16 protein-coding genes are annotated in these 13730 nt (G+C 29.2%); 2 read left to right on the forward strand and 14 right to left on the reverse strand.

From position 1 onward, the window contains the following. Nucleotide 1 precedes the first annotated feature (1 nt). The gene (gene fabF / locus Q0776_RS03745) at nucleotides 2–1252 is read right to left on the reverse strand and encodes a beta-ketoacyl-ACP synthase II (RefSeq protein ID WP_298365170.1); all 1251 of its coding nucleotides are present in this window, start codon (nucleotides 1250–1252) and stop codon (nucleotides 2–4) included. A 7-nt stretch (nucleotides 1253–1259) separates the two neighbouring features. Continuing rightward, nucleotides 1260–1496 (reverse strand): acyl carrier protein, encoded by a 237-nt coding sequence (locus tag Q0776_RS03750; protein WP_068209181.1) that lies wholly within the window; start codon nucleotides 1494–1496, stop codon nucleotides 1260–1262. 172 nt (nucleotides 1497–1668) lie between these two features. Between Q0776_RS03750 and purN the strand changes: the two genes are divergently transcribed. Both purN and Q0776_RS03760 read left to right on the forward strand, forming a co-directional pair. Beyond that, nucleotides 1669–2238 carry a phosphoribosylglycinamide formyltransferase gene (gene purN, locus Q0776_RS03755; protein ID WP_298365176.1) on the forward strand — a complete coding sequence of 190 codons (570 nt, stop codon included), beginning with the start codon at nucleotides 1669–1671 and terminating at the stop codon, nucleotides 2236–2238. Next, on the forward strand, nucleotides 2231–2863 hold the full coding sequence (locus Q0776_RS03760; protein ID WP_298365178.1) for a ribonuclease H family protein: 633 nt from the start codon (nucleotides 2231–2233) through the stop codon (nucleotides 2861–2863). The genes purN and Q0776_RS03760 overlap by 8 nt, the downstream gene beginning before the upstream one ends. Nucleotides 2864–2884: 21 nt before the next feature. Here the strand turns inward: Q0776_RS03760 and Q0776_RS03765 are convergent, their stop codons facing one another. The 12 genes from Q0776_RS03765 to Q0776_RS03820 form a co-directional block, all read right to left on the reverse strand. After that, a complete protein-coding gene (locus Q0776_RS03765) occupies nucleotides 2885–3298 on the reverse strand; it encodes a hypothetical protein (RefSeq protein WP_298365180.1) in 414 nt (137 codons plus the stop codon). Between the two features lie 77 nt (nucleotides 3299–3375). Further along, nucleotides 3376–4437, reverse strand: a complete 1062-nt coding sequence (locus Q0776_RS03770) for a zinc metalloprotease (RefSeq protein ID WP_298365182.1) — start codon at nucleotides 4435–4437, stop codon at nucleotides 3376–3378. Between the two features lie 171 nt (nucleotides 4438–4608). After that, nucleotides 4609–5823, reverse strand: a complete 1215-nt coding sequence (locus Q0776_RS03775; protein ID WP_298365184.1) for a cysteine desulfurase — start codon at nucleotides 5821–5823, stop codon at nucleotides 4609–4611. A gap of 80 nt (nucleotides 5824–5903) precedes the next feature. Further along, nucleotides 5904–7025, reverse strand: a complete 1122-nt coding sequence (locus Q0776_RS03780; RefSeq protein ID WP_298365187.1) for an ABC transporter permease — start codon at nucleotides 7023–7025, stop codon at nucleotides 5904–5906. Nucleotides 7026–7049: 24 nt separating this feature from the next. Beyond that, a complete protein-coding gene (locus Q0776_RS03785) occupies nucleotides 7050–8156 on the reverse strand; it encodes an ABC transporter permease (protein WP_298365189.1) in 1107 nt (368 codons plus the stop codon). Nucleotides 8157–8299: 143 nt separating this feature from the next. Then, the gene (locus Q0776_RS03790; protein ID WP_298365191.1) at nucleotides 8300–9028 is read right to left on the reverse strand and encodes an ABC transporter ATP-binding protein; all 729 of its coding nucleotides are present in this window, start codon (nucleotides 9026–9028) and stop codon (nucleotides 8300–8302) included. A gap of 124 nt (nucleotides 9029–9152) precedes the next feature. Beyond that, the gene (locus Q0776_RS03795) at nucleotides 9153–10055 is read right to left on the reverse strand and encodes an ABC transporter ATP-binding protein (protein WP_298365193.1); all 903 of its coding nucleotides are present in this window, start codon (nucleotides 10053–10055) and stop codon (nucleotides 9153–9155) included. Between the two features lie 6 nt (nucleotides 10056–10061). Beyond that, entirely contained in the window at nucleotides 10062–10523 is a 462-nt protein-coding gene (locus Q0776_RS03800) for a hypothetical protein (protein ID WP_298365195.1), read from the reverse strand. Further along, complete coding sequence (locus tag Q0776_RS03805; RefSeq protein ID WP_298365197.1) at nucleotides 10520–10885, reverse strand: hypothetical protein; 366 nt, start codon at nucleotides 10883–10885, stop codon at nucleotides 10520–10522. Before Q0776_RS03805 ends, Q0776_RS03800 begins: the two co-directional genes overlap by 4 nt. Before the next feature lie 5 nt (nucleotides 10886–10890). Further along, nucleotides 10891–11781 carry an HlyD family efflux transporter periplasmic adaptor subunit gene (locus Q0776_RS03810; RefSeq protein ID WP_298365199.1) on the reverse strand — a complete coding sequence of 297 codons (891 nt, stop codon included), beginning with the start codon at nucleotides 11779–11781 and terminating at the stop codon, nucleotides 10891–10893. Nucleotides 11782–11783: 2 nt separating this feature from the next. Continuing rightward, complete coding sequence (locus Q0776_RS03815; protein ID WP_298365201.1) at nucleotides 11784–13040, reverse strand: TolC family protein; 1257 nt, start codon at nucleotides 13038–13040, stop codon at nucleotides 11784–11786. 78 nt (nucleotides 13041–13118) lie between these two features. Beyond that, nucleotides 13119–13730 (reverse strand): TetR/AcrR family transcriptional regulator, encoded by a 612-nt coding sequence (locus Q0776_RS03820; RefSeq protein ID WP_298365202.1) that lies wholly within the window; start codon nucleotides 13728–13730, stop codon nucleotides 13119–13121.

Genomic DNA, 13730 nt, shown 5'->3' on the forward strand with positions numbered 1-13730 from the left:
TTTATTCAAATTTTTTAAAGAGTACACAAGCATTGTGTCCTCCAAAGCCAAATGTGTTGCTCATTGCAACTTTTACATCACGTTTTTGTGCTTTGTTAAACGTGAAATTTAATTTACTGTCAATTTGATCGTCACTAGTAGAATGATTTATTGTAGGAGGTACAATGCCATTTTTTATAGCTAAAATTGAAGCAATAGCTTCAATAGCTCCGGCAGCACCTAATAAGTGACCAGTCATTGACTTAGTTGAATTTATATTTAAGTTATAAGCGTGTTCGCCAAAAACTTCTAAAATTGCTTTCGATTCAGCTATATCTCCAAGTGGAGTAGAAGTACCGTGCATATTAATTGCATCAATGTCTTCTGGTTTCATATTAGCATCTCTTAAACAATTTAACATTACATTTCTTGCGCCTAATCCTTCTGGATGAGGAGCAGTAATGTGGTGTGCGTCAGCCGAAAGACCTCCACCACCAACTTCTGCATATATTTTTGCTCCACGAGCTATTGCATGTTCGTATTCTTCTAAAATAAGAGCGCCTGCACCTTCTCCTAAAACAAATCCATCGCGATCCTTATCAAAAGGTCTCGATGCAGTTGCCGGATCATCATTTCTTGTTGAAAGTGCTTGTAGTGCATTAAAACCACCCATACCTGCTATTGCAACAGCTGCTTCCGAACCTCCGGTTACCATTACATCTGAATACCCTAAACGAATATAGTTTAAAGCATCTATTATAGCATTAGATGATGATGCACATGCTGATACAGTTGCAAAGTTTGGTCCTCTAAATCCATATTTAATAGAAATTTGACCAGGTGCAATATCTGCAATCATTTTTGGGATAAAGAAAGGATTAAATCTTGGTGTTCCGTCACCATTGGCAAAATTGATACATTCGTTTTGGAAAGTTTCTAAACCTCCAATACCTGCACCCCAAATTACACCAACCCTATCTTTATCAATGTTTTCTAAATCAAAATTGGCGTCGTTTATGGCTTCATCAGATGCTACCATAGCATATTGAGAAAACTTATCCATTTTACGAGCCTCTTTTCGGTCTATAAAATCTCGAACATCGAAATTTTTAACCTCGCAAGCAAAACGAGTTTTGAACTTGGATGCATCAAAATGTGTAATTGGAGCTGCCCCGCTAACACCGTTAACAAGCCCATTCCAATATTCTTCAATATTATTTCCTATTGGAGTCAATGCTCCAAGTCCAGTAACTACTACTCGTTTTAATTCCATATAAAGATTACTTTTTAGCTTCTTCGATATAGCTAATTGCTTGACCTACAGTTCCAATGTTTTCTGCTTGATCGTCTGGTATTTGAATATCGAATTCTTTTTCAAATTCCATGATTAACTCAACAGTATCAAGTGAGTCTGCTCCTAAATCGTTAGTAAAGCTAGCTTCTGTTGTTACTTCATTTTCGTCAACGCCTAATTTATCTACGATAATGGCCTTTACTCTTGATGCAATGTCTGACATAATTTTTTAATTTTTAAATTTAATTACTCGGCAAAAATATAAAACTTTTATGAATTCAAAATCTTTTAAACCATAAAAGATGCTAAGCACGCATAATAAATATGTTTTTTTATCTTTTTTTAAGTAATTGTTGCTAATTATTTATTTTATTTGTGAACAACAAGTTTTAATTATGAATCGTATAGTAATACTGGCTTCAGGTTCTGGGTCAAATGCCGAGAACATTATAAAGTACTTTAATAATAATAAATCTGTTTCTGTTACTCAAGTGCTTTCTAACAAGAAAGATGCCAAAGTTTTAGAGCGTGCTAAAAGGTTAAAAATCAGCAATTCATATTTCAATAGAGATGACTTTTCAAAGTCGGATAAAATATTAGAATTACTAAAAGAACATGCTGATTATGTAATTTTAGCAGGTTTTTTATGGAAAATTCCAGAATCAATTATTAATGCTTTTCCTAATAAAATAATTAATATTCATCCTGCACTTTTGCCAAAATTTGGAGGAAAAGGGATGTATGGAATGCATGTTCATAACGCAGTTGTAGAAAATGAAGAAAAAGAATCTGGTATAACAATTCATTATGTTAATGAAAATTATGATGAAGGTGCAATTATTTTTCAAGAAAAGTTTAAAGTTCTACCTTCAGATACTGCAGATGATGTAGCAAATAAAGTGCATAAATTGGAATATGAATATTTTCCTAAAGTTATAGAGCAAGTTATTTCAGAAAATGGCTAAGAAAAAATTCTATGTAATATGGAAAGGTGAAAAAACGGGTATTTTCAGTTCGTGGAATACTTGTAAAAAATATATTGCCAATTTTAAGGGTGCTCAATACAAATCTTTTGCATCAAAAAAGGATGCAGAGGAAGCATTTAAAGGTAAATATGAGGACTATAAAGGTAAAGATACCAAGAAAGTTCAGTTGTCTTCAGACGAGCTTAAAAAAATAGGTAATCCTTTATTTCCATCTTTAGCCGTAGATGCTGCGTGTTCTGGAAATCCAGGAAAAATGGAATACAGAGGAGTAGATGCTAAAACAAAAAAACAATTTTTTATTCAAGGTCCTTTTGAAGAAGGCACAAATAATATTGGTGAATTTTTAGCATTGGTGCATGGTTTGGGCTTTTTAAAACAGCGAAATTTAAATATTCCCATATATTCCGACTCTCGAATTGCAATTAGTTGGGTTAAAAAAGGTCAATGTAGAACGAATTTACCTATTACATCTAAAAACAAGGAATTGTTCGATTTTGTAAAACGCGCAGAGAAGTGGTTGAAAGAAAATACCTACACAACAAAAATATTAAAATGGGAAACTAAAGTTTGGGGTGAAATTCCGGCTGATTTTGGAAGAAAATAAATATTAAAAATTAACTTTTGGTTATTCAATGTTTAAGTTCAGTACTTTTTCTACAATTTCCTTTAGTTCTTTCGGTGGGTTACCATGGTCAAATGTTTGTGATTCATAAACCTTTGATTTTAAATTAATATTAAGAGTGGCGTGCAAAGCCCCATCATATAATCTTTTATCTGAAGAGGGTTTAAACGAATTTATATCTTCTAGATTTAACTTATTTATTAAACGTTTAATTTCATTCCAATAAGTAGTAGGTGTTTCTCTTCTAATTTTATTCTCATTTTCATTTTTTTCTATAATTTTTGAGCTGATTTTAACTTGAATGGTTTTTCCACGTGTAGATGCATTGTATGTTATAATTATTTCATCTGAAACTTTTTGGCTAGAACATGAAATTGTTAATATGGTTGCTAAAATTAGAAAGTTTAAAGGTTTCATTTATAATTAGTTTAAATTAAAAATACTAAAAAAAGGAGCTAATAGCTCCTTTTTTTAATCCCTAGTTTATATATTTTTTATTGTACAAAACTTTCTCTTGTTCCTCCTGTGGCAAATATTGCTCTCATTCTATCATTTTGACCTTCACTAAACATATACATACAATTGTCATTAACATAGTCCATATAATTCATAGTCATATCATTAGATCTACAATTAACTGTTGGATAAGAAGGGCAACCATAGTTTGGTCCATCTGAACTTGGAGTATCCGATACAAAATCATCTTGTTTACATCTTCCGTCTCCCCAAATATGACGTAAATTTAACCAGTGACCAACTTCGTGAGTTGCTGTTCTACCGTGCCCATATTGTCCTCCGGCTGTATTTTCTCCAAAGAAATCAGATCCAATAACAACACCGTCTGTAGCTGGACTTCCTCCAGGAAATTGTGCGTACCCTAAAATTCCACCGCCTATTTCACAAACCCAAAAGTTTAATTTGTTGGCAGGATCTGAGGCATCAATTCCTCCTTGTTCAGAATCTTTCATTGCGTCATTAGTTCCCCAAGAACTTTTAGTTGATTCTTTTCTTATAACTTGATCTAATACAAACGTAATATCGGTATCGGCAACTAAACCAGCAAATTCAGCTGGAACTTGAGATGTTAATGGATTATTGTTATTAAAATCTTCATTTAAAATTGCGATTTGAGAATTTATATGAGCTGCAGTTACTGGATGCGCAGGGTCTTCAAGAATGTTTACTACCACAGGAATTGTAATTGTTCCAGTATAAGGAGTAGGAGTTGTTCCTCCACCATTACCATTACCATTACCTGGTTTAGTTGGTTTCCCCTTAAAAGCAATATATGTTCTAGTATGTTTTTCTACATTATATAATTTTTTATACAATCCCGGATTTTCATTTAATTGCCTATTCAATACTTTCATACTGTGGCATTTATCACCATGAGAACCTTGAGAGCTTTTAGCAGCAACATCATCATCAGTGTATACGTAAAAATCACTCATGTCAATTTCCGTTATTTCTTGGTTTGGAGATACTTCATCAGTATTATCTTGACAGGCTACTATTGCTAAGGCTAGAATTGCAAAAAATAAAATTAATTTTTTCATGTTAGTTTAAAAATTTTGTTAAAAAATTGATGTTTATCTTAAATAAGATGGTCGAATATATTAAAAAAATGTTAAAAAGCATCTATTTGATAATTATTATCAAATAGATATTAAAGAAAAAATGAAAAAACTTACTTATGAAAGGGAAAACCGTAATTGATTAAATAAAAGTTAACTCAACATTGTTTTTGCTTTTATCAAAGCGTCATATAAAATATCAATTTCCTCAAAAGTGTTGTAGAAAGCAAATGAAGCTCTAACTGTACCAGGAATGTTATAAAATGCCATAATTGGTTGCGCACAATGGTGACCTGTTCTTACAGCAATTCCTAATTTATCTATAATACTTCCAATATCAAAAGGATGAATATCTCCTATGTTAAATGAAATTACTGCAGTTTTATTTTTAGCGGTACCATAAATTTTTAAGCCTTCAATTTGCAATAATTTTTTAGTGGCATATTTTAATAACTCATTTTCATAAGCTTCAATTTCATCAAAACCAATACTATTCATATAGTCAATGGCAGTTCCAAAAGCAATTCCTCCCGCTATATTAGGTGTTCCTGCTTCAAATTTATGAGGTAAATCGGCGTATGTTGTTTTTTCAAAGGTTACTTGTTTTATCATTTCACCACCACCTTGATATGGAGGTAACTTATTTAACCATTCTTCTTTTCCATACAATATACCTACACCTGTAGGACCGCATAATTTATGAGCAGATGCCACATAAAAATCGACATCTAAAGCCTGAACATCAGGTTTAATATGTGGACAGCTTTGAGCGCCATCAATTAATACTGCTGCTCCAAATTTATGCGCTTTATTAATAATTTCTTGTATTGGGTTTATGGTTCCTAAAGCATTTGAAACATGATTTACAAATACTAGTTTTGTTTTATTTGAAAGAAGTTGGTCATATTTATCCATTAATAACTCTCCTTCAAAATTCATTGGAATTACTTTTAATATAGCTCCAGTGCGTTCGCATAACATTTGCCAAGGAACTATGTTAGAGTGATGTTCCATTGTTGAAACAATAATTTCATCTCCTTCTTTTAAAAGGGAAGTAAATCCTGTTGCTACAATATTAATACTGTGTGTTGTGCCAGCTGTTAGTATAATTTCGTAGCTGTTTTTAGCGTTGAAATGATGTTGTAATTTTATACGTGCTTCTTCATAAGCGTCAGTTGCAAGCTGACTTAAAGTATGAACACCTCTATGAATATTTGAATTTATAGTTGAGTAGTAATTTACAATGCTGTCAATTACAATCTGAGGTTTTTGACTTGTAGCGGCATTATCTAAATAAACGAGTGGTTTTCCATTAACTTTTTCTTTTAAAATTGGAAAATCGGCTCGAATTTTTTCAATATCAATCATATGTGCTTTTTAGAATCATTCTAAATACAAAATTACAAAATTGAGATTATTAAATACTTCTAAATAAGTAAAAGTTAATTTTAAGTGGTTTTTTTATAACTTAAAACGGCTAATCCGTTCATAGCAATGGCATAAATTAGTGTTTTTGTTAATTGTGGTAAAATTTCATTAAAACCTGCGCCTTTTAACATTACCATACGCATTACTTCAACAAAATATTTTATAGGATTTAATTCTGTAATTAATTGCGCCCAATTTGGCATACTTTCAATAGGTGTAAAAAGACCACTCATTAAAATAAAAATTACCATAAAAAACCACGAAATAAACATTGCTTGTTGTTGTGTATCTGTAAAGTTTGAAATAAATAATCCTATTCCTAAAATTACTAAAATATAAATGGAAGTGTATAAATACATTAATAATAAACTACCAACAATAGGTACATTAAAAAGTAATTTAGCAATTAATAAACCGACAGATAAAAGCACTAATCCCAGTAACCAAAATGGAAATAATTTACCAATAATTAATTCGTGTTTTTTAATTGGAGTAACGTTTATTTGTTCTAAAGTGCCTATTTCTTTTTCTCTAACAATGTTCATTCCAGATAGGAAAAGCGTAATCATTGTTACTAATAAAACTAAAATTCCAGGCACCATAAAAGTTTTATAATTTAATGTTTTATTGAACCAAAAAGAAGGTATGCTTGTTATGTTTTGGTATTTTATAGATGTGTTTGAGGGTTGAATTAAATTTGATTGTGCATTTTTATTAAATGATTGCAATATTTGATTAATATACACATTTGTAACGCCAGCTGCAGCGCCATCAATAGCATTTATGGTTACACCTACGTCTGTTTTTTTATCTTTTAGTAAATTGCGTTCAAAGTTTGAAGGAATTTCTAAAATTACATCAACATCACCTTTTAGCATTGCTGAATTTGCTATTTTGTTTGAAGGATATTTGGCAAGTACATTAAAATATGTTGAAGCATCAAATTTTGAGATAAGCTCTCTAGAAAATGAAGAATTATCAGTATCTATATAAGAGAATTTAATGTTTTTAACTTCAAACGTAGCTGCATTTGAAAGAATTACTAGTTGGACTATTGGTAGCACAAATATAATAGGAAGCATTCCTTTATTTCTAAAGATTTGTCTAAATTCCTTTTGAATTATGTATAGAATTGTATTCATTTTTTAATTTTCTTGCTAACTAAATTATTCCAATCTAATTTTATATTTTTTAATACTAACTACAATAAAAAACAGTGTCATTGCAACTAAAATGAGTGTTTCTTTCCAAATAAAAGTGAGTCCAATTCCTTTTAACATTATTCCTTTTATAATTATAATAAACCATTTTGCAGGAATAATATTACTTAAAATTTGAAGCGGTACAGGCATACTTGTAATTGGAAAAATAAACCCCGAAAGTAAAATTACAGGCAGCATTAAAGCCATTAAAGAAATCATCATTGCGGTTTGTTGTGTTGCTGAAACTGTTGAAATTAAAATTCCTAAAGACAAGGATGTAATTATAAATAAAATACTTTCGGCACCTAGCAAAAACAAACTTCCTTCTACTGGCATTTTAAAAACAAACATGCTTAGTACAATAATTACAATTGCATTTATAATGGATAAGAAAATATATGGAACCACTTTACCAATAATAACCTGAAATGGTTTTAATGGCGAAACCAATAGAATTTCCATAGTGCCTAATTCTTTTTCTCGCGTTATTGAAATGGAAGTCATCATGGCCGAAACTAACATTAAAATAATAGTCATAACCCCTGGAACAAACATAAAAACACTTTTTAATTCCTGATTGTAAACCATACGTGTTTTTGGTACAATTTGGTAAGCTAATTTTATATTTTTGTTATTGGTTTTTGAATAGTTTTGTAAAATTGCGCTCACATAATTACTTATTGTATTTGCTGTATTTGGATCTGTGGCATCTGTTATTATTTGAACTGTAGCGTTATTTTCTGTAATTAATTTTTTACTAAAATCAGTTTCAAAATTTAAAACAGCTTTTACTTTACCTTTTTTAAATATAGCTTCTATTTCATTTTCATTTTGAATAAAATCTTCTACACTAAAATACTTTGAAGAAGCTATTTTATTTATAATTTCTTCTGTTTTTGTATCTTTTGAATTATTTAAAATAGCAATATCTACATTATTAATTTCATTTGTAATTGCAAAACCAAAAAGCATTATTTGTACTATTGGCATTCCAAATAAAATGAATAATGAGCGTTTATCTCTAAAGATATGGTAAAACTCTTTTTCTATAAATCCTATAAATCGTTTCATATATATTGTTGTTAAAAAGAGGAGCGATTGCCACAATTTTGTGACTAAAATTTTGTAATCACAGTTAATTTTTCATTATTAATTGTGATTAAGTTTTGCTCTTCTGATTTCTAACTTTTTTCCATTTATTGTCTAACTATTTTTTAACCTCTAGCTAATTTTAAAAACACATCATTCATACTTTTAGCTTTGTATTTTTCTTTAAGATTTTTTGGAGTATCTAATGCTTCAATTTTACCATTAACCATAATTGAAACTCTGTCGCAATATTCTGCCTCATCCATATAATGCGTTGTTACAAAAATTGTAGTTCCTTGGTTGGCTGTTTTATAAATCATTTCCCAAAATTGGCGTCGTGTAATTGGATCTACGCCACCAGTGGGTTCGTCTAAAAAAACAATTTTAGGGTTGTGTAGCAAAGCAACTGAAAAAGCTATTTTTTGTTTCCAACCTAATGGCAGTGAACTTACCAGATTATTTACAATTTCCTGTAAACCTAATTCTTCAACTAACAGCTGTCTTTTTTCATTAATCTGTTTGCGAGTTAAGCCGTAAATTCCTCCAAAAAAAGTAATATTTTCTTTAACAGTTAAATCATCATATAAGGCAAATTTTTGACTCATATATCCTATGTTTTTTTTAATACTGTTAGGGTTTTTATATACATTAAAACTTGCAACTTCTGCCTCTCCTGAAGTTGGATTAGAAATACCAATCAACATTTTCATTGCGGTTGTTTTTCCTGCACCATTGGCACCTAAAAAACCAAAAATTTCCCCTTTTTTAACTTCAAAAGAAATTGCATTTACTGCGGTAAAATCACCAAATTGTTTGGTTAAATTTTCAACTTTTATTACAGTTTCTTCTTTCATTTATTTTATTATTAAATCCGTTATTCCGAACTTGATTCGGAATTTTATTGTGTTGATTTTCAATTATTATAAGAACCTGAAACAAGTTCAGGTTGACGAAAATTAACCATTATATTAGTTTAACTTACTTAGCCAATTCCATAAAAGTATCTTCAATGGTGGGTTGCGTTTCGCTTATTTCAATGTTTTGTAATTCATTTTGTTTTAAAAACTCAATTAAATCATTAGGTTTAAAAAGGTCTCTTTTATCGGTATAATGTACAAATTCACCAAAAGGATAAACGCTGTACATAAATTCGTAATTTTTTAAGCATTTTATAAGTTTGTACATATTATTAGCGCTTACATTATAAATTGCTTTAGGGTAATGTTTTACAATTTCTTTAGGAGTGTCAATTTCTAAAATTTCACCATCCTGAATCAATGCAATTCTATCGCATAATGCGGCTTCATCCATATACGGAGTAGATACTAGTATAGTAATTCCCTTTTTTTGAAGCCGTTTTAACATTTCCCAAAATTCCTTTCTAGAAACAGGATCAACTCCAGTGGTTGGCTCATCTAAAAACAACACTTTTGGTTTGTGAATTAAAGCACAACACAAAGCTAATTTTTGTTTCATTCCGCCAGATAATTTTCCAGCTCTTCTATTTTTAAAAGGTTCAATTTGAACGTAAATATCTTTAATTAAATCGTAGTTTTCTTCAATTGTTGTCCCAAAAATAGTAGCAAAAAAGTTTAAGTTTTCTTCAACCGTTAAATCTTGATACAGTGAAAATTTACCAGGCATATAACCTACATTATTTCTAATTTGTTTATAATCTTTAAAAACATCAAAACCGGCAACAGAAGCTGTTCCTTTATTAGCGATTAAAAGGGTTGTTAAAATTCTAAATAATGTTGTTTTTCCTGCGCCATCTGGTCCAATTAAACCAAATAATTCACCTTTTTCAACATTAAAAGTAATGTTTTGTAAAGCGCTAACTTTATTATAAGATTTGCTAATATTTTTAAGAGAAATACTCATTAGTAATTATTCAAAATAGTTTTTATATTCTTTTAAATGAATGTTTAATTTGTTGAAATTTTCTTTGCTAGTTTCAATATTTGAAGCTGTTAAACCTTTAAATAAATTATTCATAGGAATTAAAAATACATGTAGATTTTCATGTGCTTCCCCTGTCATAGTACATTTTTGAATAATAGAATTAAACTCGCCTTCTAAATTTAGTTTTAAAGTTTTGTATGCATCAGCATTTTCTTTTTCGGAAAAATTAGACATTATTTGAAGCATAGCGTTAATTCCATTAGTAGTTTCAGGATTCGCTTTCCAAAGTTTACCGTTGTTTAATTGTAGTTTTTCGGCTTTGTTATGGTGTTGTTTTTCAGTTTGTTGAATTTGCTCTGAATCTGACTTTTTTTCAGCAGTATTTTTGCAAGAAATTGCTAAAAATAATAGTGTAATTACTAATAAAAGTTGTTTAAAATTTTTCATTTGGATTGAGTTTTTAAATTTAAAGTTAGAAGAGCAATTATACTCCAGATACTTATTCTAAAAACCATAGCTTTTATACTTTCTGAAGCAACATTTTCATTAAAAAAGGATAGATAAAAAAGCAGCGTAATGTGTGATGCTAAAATAAAAATAATGGCTTTTTTAGTAAATTTATTTGTTGTCCAAATAAGATAAGCTACAATTATTGAAATAAACCCATATATTACATTGTAAGTTACTAACCAATTGAGTACTGTATAGTTTTTTGTATCAATTCCCAACAAAACTTTTGAACCTGCAACTATAGACATTATTCCTATTATAAATGCAAGTATTGAAGCTATTTTAAACACATTTTTCATAATTATTAATTTTCTGAAATCCACATTTCAGCAGGCATTCCAATTTTTAAACTACCATCATTTTTTACATTAATTTTTACGGCATAAACCAAGTTTACGCGTTCTTCTTTTGTTTGTATTATTTTAGGTGTAAATTCTGCTTCGGAAGCTATCCAAGAAATTATTCCTGAATAATTTTTCATAGTTTCGCCCTCGTCAATTTTTACAGTTACTTCTTGTCCTATTTTAATGGTTGCCAATTGAGGTTCGCTTACATAAACACGCAATTCCATAGTAGTTAAATCTGCTATTTTATAAAGTGGTTTTCCAAAAGAAACTACTTCATTAGGTTCTGCATATTTTACTAAAACTGTTCCTGGAACTGGATTTATAATATTGCTTTTGTATAGTTGATCTTCCAATTGTTTTAATTGAATATCTAAACTTTTTATTTCATTTACAACAGGTGCATTTTGTATTTCAATACTTCTAATTTGCTGGTTTAATACATCAATTTTACCATTAATAGCATCTAATTGTTGTTGTGTTCCTGCATTTTCTTTAAGTAAGTTTTCAATTCTATTTTTTGAAATATTAGCAGTTTTTAATTCAGCTTTTAAAACGCTTATTTGCGATAAAACTCCTTTAGATTTAGAAAAAATTATTTCTTTTGAAGTTTGTAATTGATGTTTTTTTAAAGCTAGTTGAATAGTATCTATATATCCAACAAATTCACCTGTTTTTAAATGCTTTCCTTCTTCAACTTCAAATTGTAAAAGCTTGCCATTATTTTCTGCTGAAATTGTAATTTCTGTAGCTTCAAAATTTCCATAACCATCGGCTTTTTCGTTGTTTTTACAAGAAATTAAAGCACTTGTGAGTATGATTATTGCAATAAATTGATTCGTAATTTTCATTGTTAAATTCCTTTTATAATGTTGTAATTTGCTTTTGCTAAAAGCATTTCAATTTTATGAGTACTTAAGCTATTTTCAGCTTCAAATAAATTAGTGATTTCGGTAATATATGCAGAGGAAGTAATAACCCCGTTTTTTAGCTGAGATTCAGCAGATTTTAGTATTTTTTTTCTTAACTCAATAATTTCTTTGTCCGAATTAATTAAGCTTGAAAATTTATTAATGTCAGTTTGTTTTTGTTGAAGTTCAATTGTAGTATTTAACTGGAAAACTTCTTGTTCATTGGTTACAATATCTTTATTAATTAGTAAAGATTCTCGTTGCTTTTTATTGGAATTCCAATCAAAAATATTCCAGTTTAATTTTATCCCAACTTGATAAAATGTTTGAAACGAATTGTCTAACATATTTAAACCTGGATTTCCATAGCCACCTGTTGCAAAACCCATTAAATTTGGTACATTTTGTTTTGAAATAAGATTTTCTGAGGTTTTAATTGATTCTTTTTTAAGTTCAAATAATTCAAGTTCAGGTCTTGTTATGTTGCTATTAAAGTCGGTTAAAACTATCGGTGTTTCAAATTCAGAAGTTGTTGAAATTGGAGCCCCAATAAGTTGAGATAAAGATTTAATTAAACTATTTTTTGTTAGATTTATTTCTTCAAATTGTTGTTTAATTTTTAATAATTCGGCTTCTAAAACACTGTCTGAAGTTGGTAATAAAACACCGAATTTTATACCTGCATGTACTTCTTTTAATTTTGCTTTAAGCAATGTTTCTTTAGAAGTTAATAAATCTAATTTTTCATTAAATAGTAAAATTGAAAAATAGTATGAATTTACCTGCTTTTTAAGTTGGTATAAGTTTACTTCAACTTGTTTTTGTTGTGCTTTTAAATTGGCTTCACTTACTTTAGTAGTTGCATCAATTAATCCTCCGTTGTAAATTAGTTGATTTATTGAAAGTGTTGCTTTGTATTGGTCTTTATTTGGCGGTTCTACTGTTAAATTAGGAATGGAAATAGGCATTTGCGTAACATCTGATTGATATGTTGTTTGTGCAGCTAATTCAATTTTAGGTAATTTTTTTGTTGCAATGGAAGCTAAATCTAGTTCATTCTGGTTTGCAAGTAAAGCGTTTTGTTTTGCTAAAGGGTAATTTTTATTCAGTAAAGAATAACAGGTTTCTAAGCTTAATTTTTCTTGTGAAAAAAGTGTTATAGAAAGAAATAGGAGCAGTAAAGTTTGTATTTTTTTCATTTTTATTCTTTTTTAAATACCTAACTTTTGTAGGTTAAACATAGTGTTGTGTAGTTCTTGTGTAAACAGGAATTTATACTAAACTTTTAAAGCGTTAATTATAAAGTTTGAAACTTCAGTGGCTCGTTCTTCTAATAATTTATTATAATCTTCATCACTAATTTTTAAAAATCCTTTTAAAAGTGGTGATGCTATAAAAGGAAAAATATTTAGAGCCATAATATTAATAAAAAGTTGTTCTGGTTTAATAGATGTTATTTTCCCTTTTTCAATATTTTCATTTATTTGATTTTTAAATTTTTCAATATTTGGAAAATGTTTTTCAGTAATTAATTTTTGAACAAATTCTGGATTTCTATTCAGTTCGTTTATTATAAAACTTGGTAAATACGGATGTTTAATTATAAATGAAATGTAGTTTTTTGTAAAATTTTTAATTTTATCCATTAACGAATCATCGTTATTTAATGCTTTGTTTAATTGTGGAGCAAGTAATGAAAAAACACTTTTAAAAACAGCTTCAAAAAGTAGTTGTTTGCTTCTGTAATAATAATGTAGTAGCGCTTTGTTTATGCCAGCTTCATCAGCAATTTCTTGCATACGTGCACCGTCCATTCCTTTGCGTTGAAAAATAGTTTTGGCAGCATTTAAAATATTAGATTCTGTTGAATCGTCTTTAGTTTTTTTCAT

Origin of the sequence: uncultured Lutibacter sp. (assembly GCF_947495725.1) — a bacterium.
Classification (GTDB): Bacteria; Bacteroidota; Bacteroidia; order Flavobacteriales; family Flavobacteriaceae; genus Lutibacter.

Excerpts from the sequence above, each read along its gene's own strand:
- fabF (WP_298365170.1), bottom strand. The coding sequence starts at position 1,252 with ATGGAATTAAAACGAGTAGTAGTTACTGGACTTGGAGCATTGACTCCA.
- Q0776_RS03750 (WP_068209181.1), bottom strand. The coding sequence starts at position 1,496 with ATGTCAGACATTGCATCAAGAGTAAAGGCCATTATCGTAGATAAATTA.
- purN (WP_298365176.1), top strand. The coding sequence starts at position 1,669 with ATGAATCGTATAGTAATACTGGCTTCAGGTTCTGGGTCAAATGCCGAG.
- Q0776_RS03760 (WP_298365178.1), top strand. The coding sequence starts at position 2,231 with ATGGCTAAGAAAAAATTCTATGTAATATGGAAAGGTGAAAAAACGGGT.
- Q0776_RS03765 (WP_298365180.1), bottom strand. The coding sequence starts at position 3,298 with ATGAAACCTTTAAACTTTCTAATTTTAGCAACCATATTAACAATTTCA.
- Q0776_RS03770 (WP_298365182.1), bottom strand. The coding sequence starts at position 4,437 with ATGAAAAAATTAATTTTATTTTTTGCAATTCTAGCCTTAGCAATAGTA.
- Q0776_RS03775 (WP_298365184.1), bottom strand. The coding sequence starts at position 5,823 with ATGATTGATATTGAAAAAATTCGAGCCGATTTTCCAATTTTAAAAGAA.
- Q0776_RS03780 (WP_298365187.1), bottom strand. The coding sequence starts at position 7,025 with ATGAATACAATTCTATACATAATTCAAAAGGAATTTAGACAAATCTTT.
- Q0776_RS03785 (WP_298365189.1), bottom strand. The coding sequence starts at position 8,156 with ATGAAACGATTTATAGGATTTATAGAAAAAGAGTTTTACCATATCTTT.
- Q0776_RS03790 (WP_298365191.1), bottom strand. The coding sequence starts at position 9,028 with ATGAAAGAAGAAACTGTAATAAAAGTTGAAAATTTAACCAAACAATTT.
- Q0776_RS03795 (WP_298365193.1), bottom strand. The coding sequence starts at position 10,055 with ATGAGTATTTCTCTTAAAAATATTAGCAAATCTTATAATAAAGTTAGC.
- Q0776_RS03800 (WP_298365195.1), bottom strand. The coding sequence starts at position 10,523 with ATGAAAAATTTTAAACAACTTTTATTAGTAATTACACTATTATTTTTA.
- Q0776_RS03805 (WP_298365197.1), bottom strand. The coding sequence starts at position 10,885 with ATGAAAAATGTGTTTAAAATAGCTTCAATACTTGCATTTATAATAGGA.
- Q0776_RS03810 (WP_298365199.1), bottom strand. The coding sequence starts at position 11,781 with ATGAAAATTACGAATCAATTTATTGCAATAATCATACTCACAAGTGCT.
- Q0776_RS03815 (WP_298365201.1), bottom strand. The coding sequence starts at position 13,040 with ATGAAAAAAATACAAACTTTACTGCTCCTATTTCTTTCTATAACACTT.
- Q0776_RS03820 (WP_298365202.1), bottom strand. The coding sequence starts at position 13,730 with ATGAAAAAAACTAAAGACGATTCAACAGAATCTAATATTTTAAATGCT.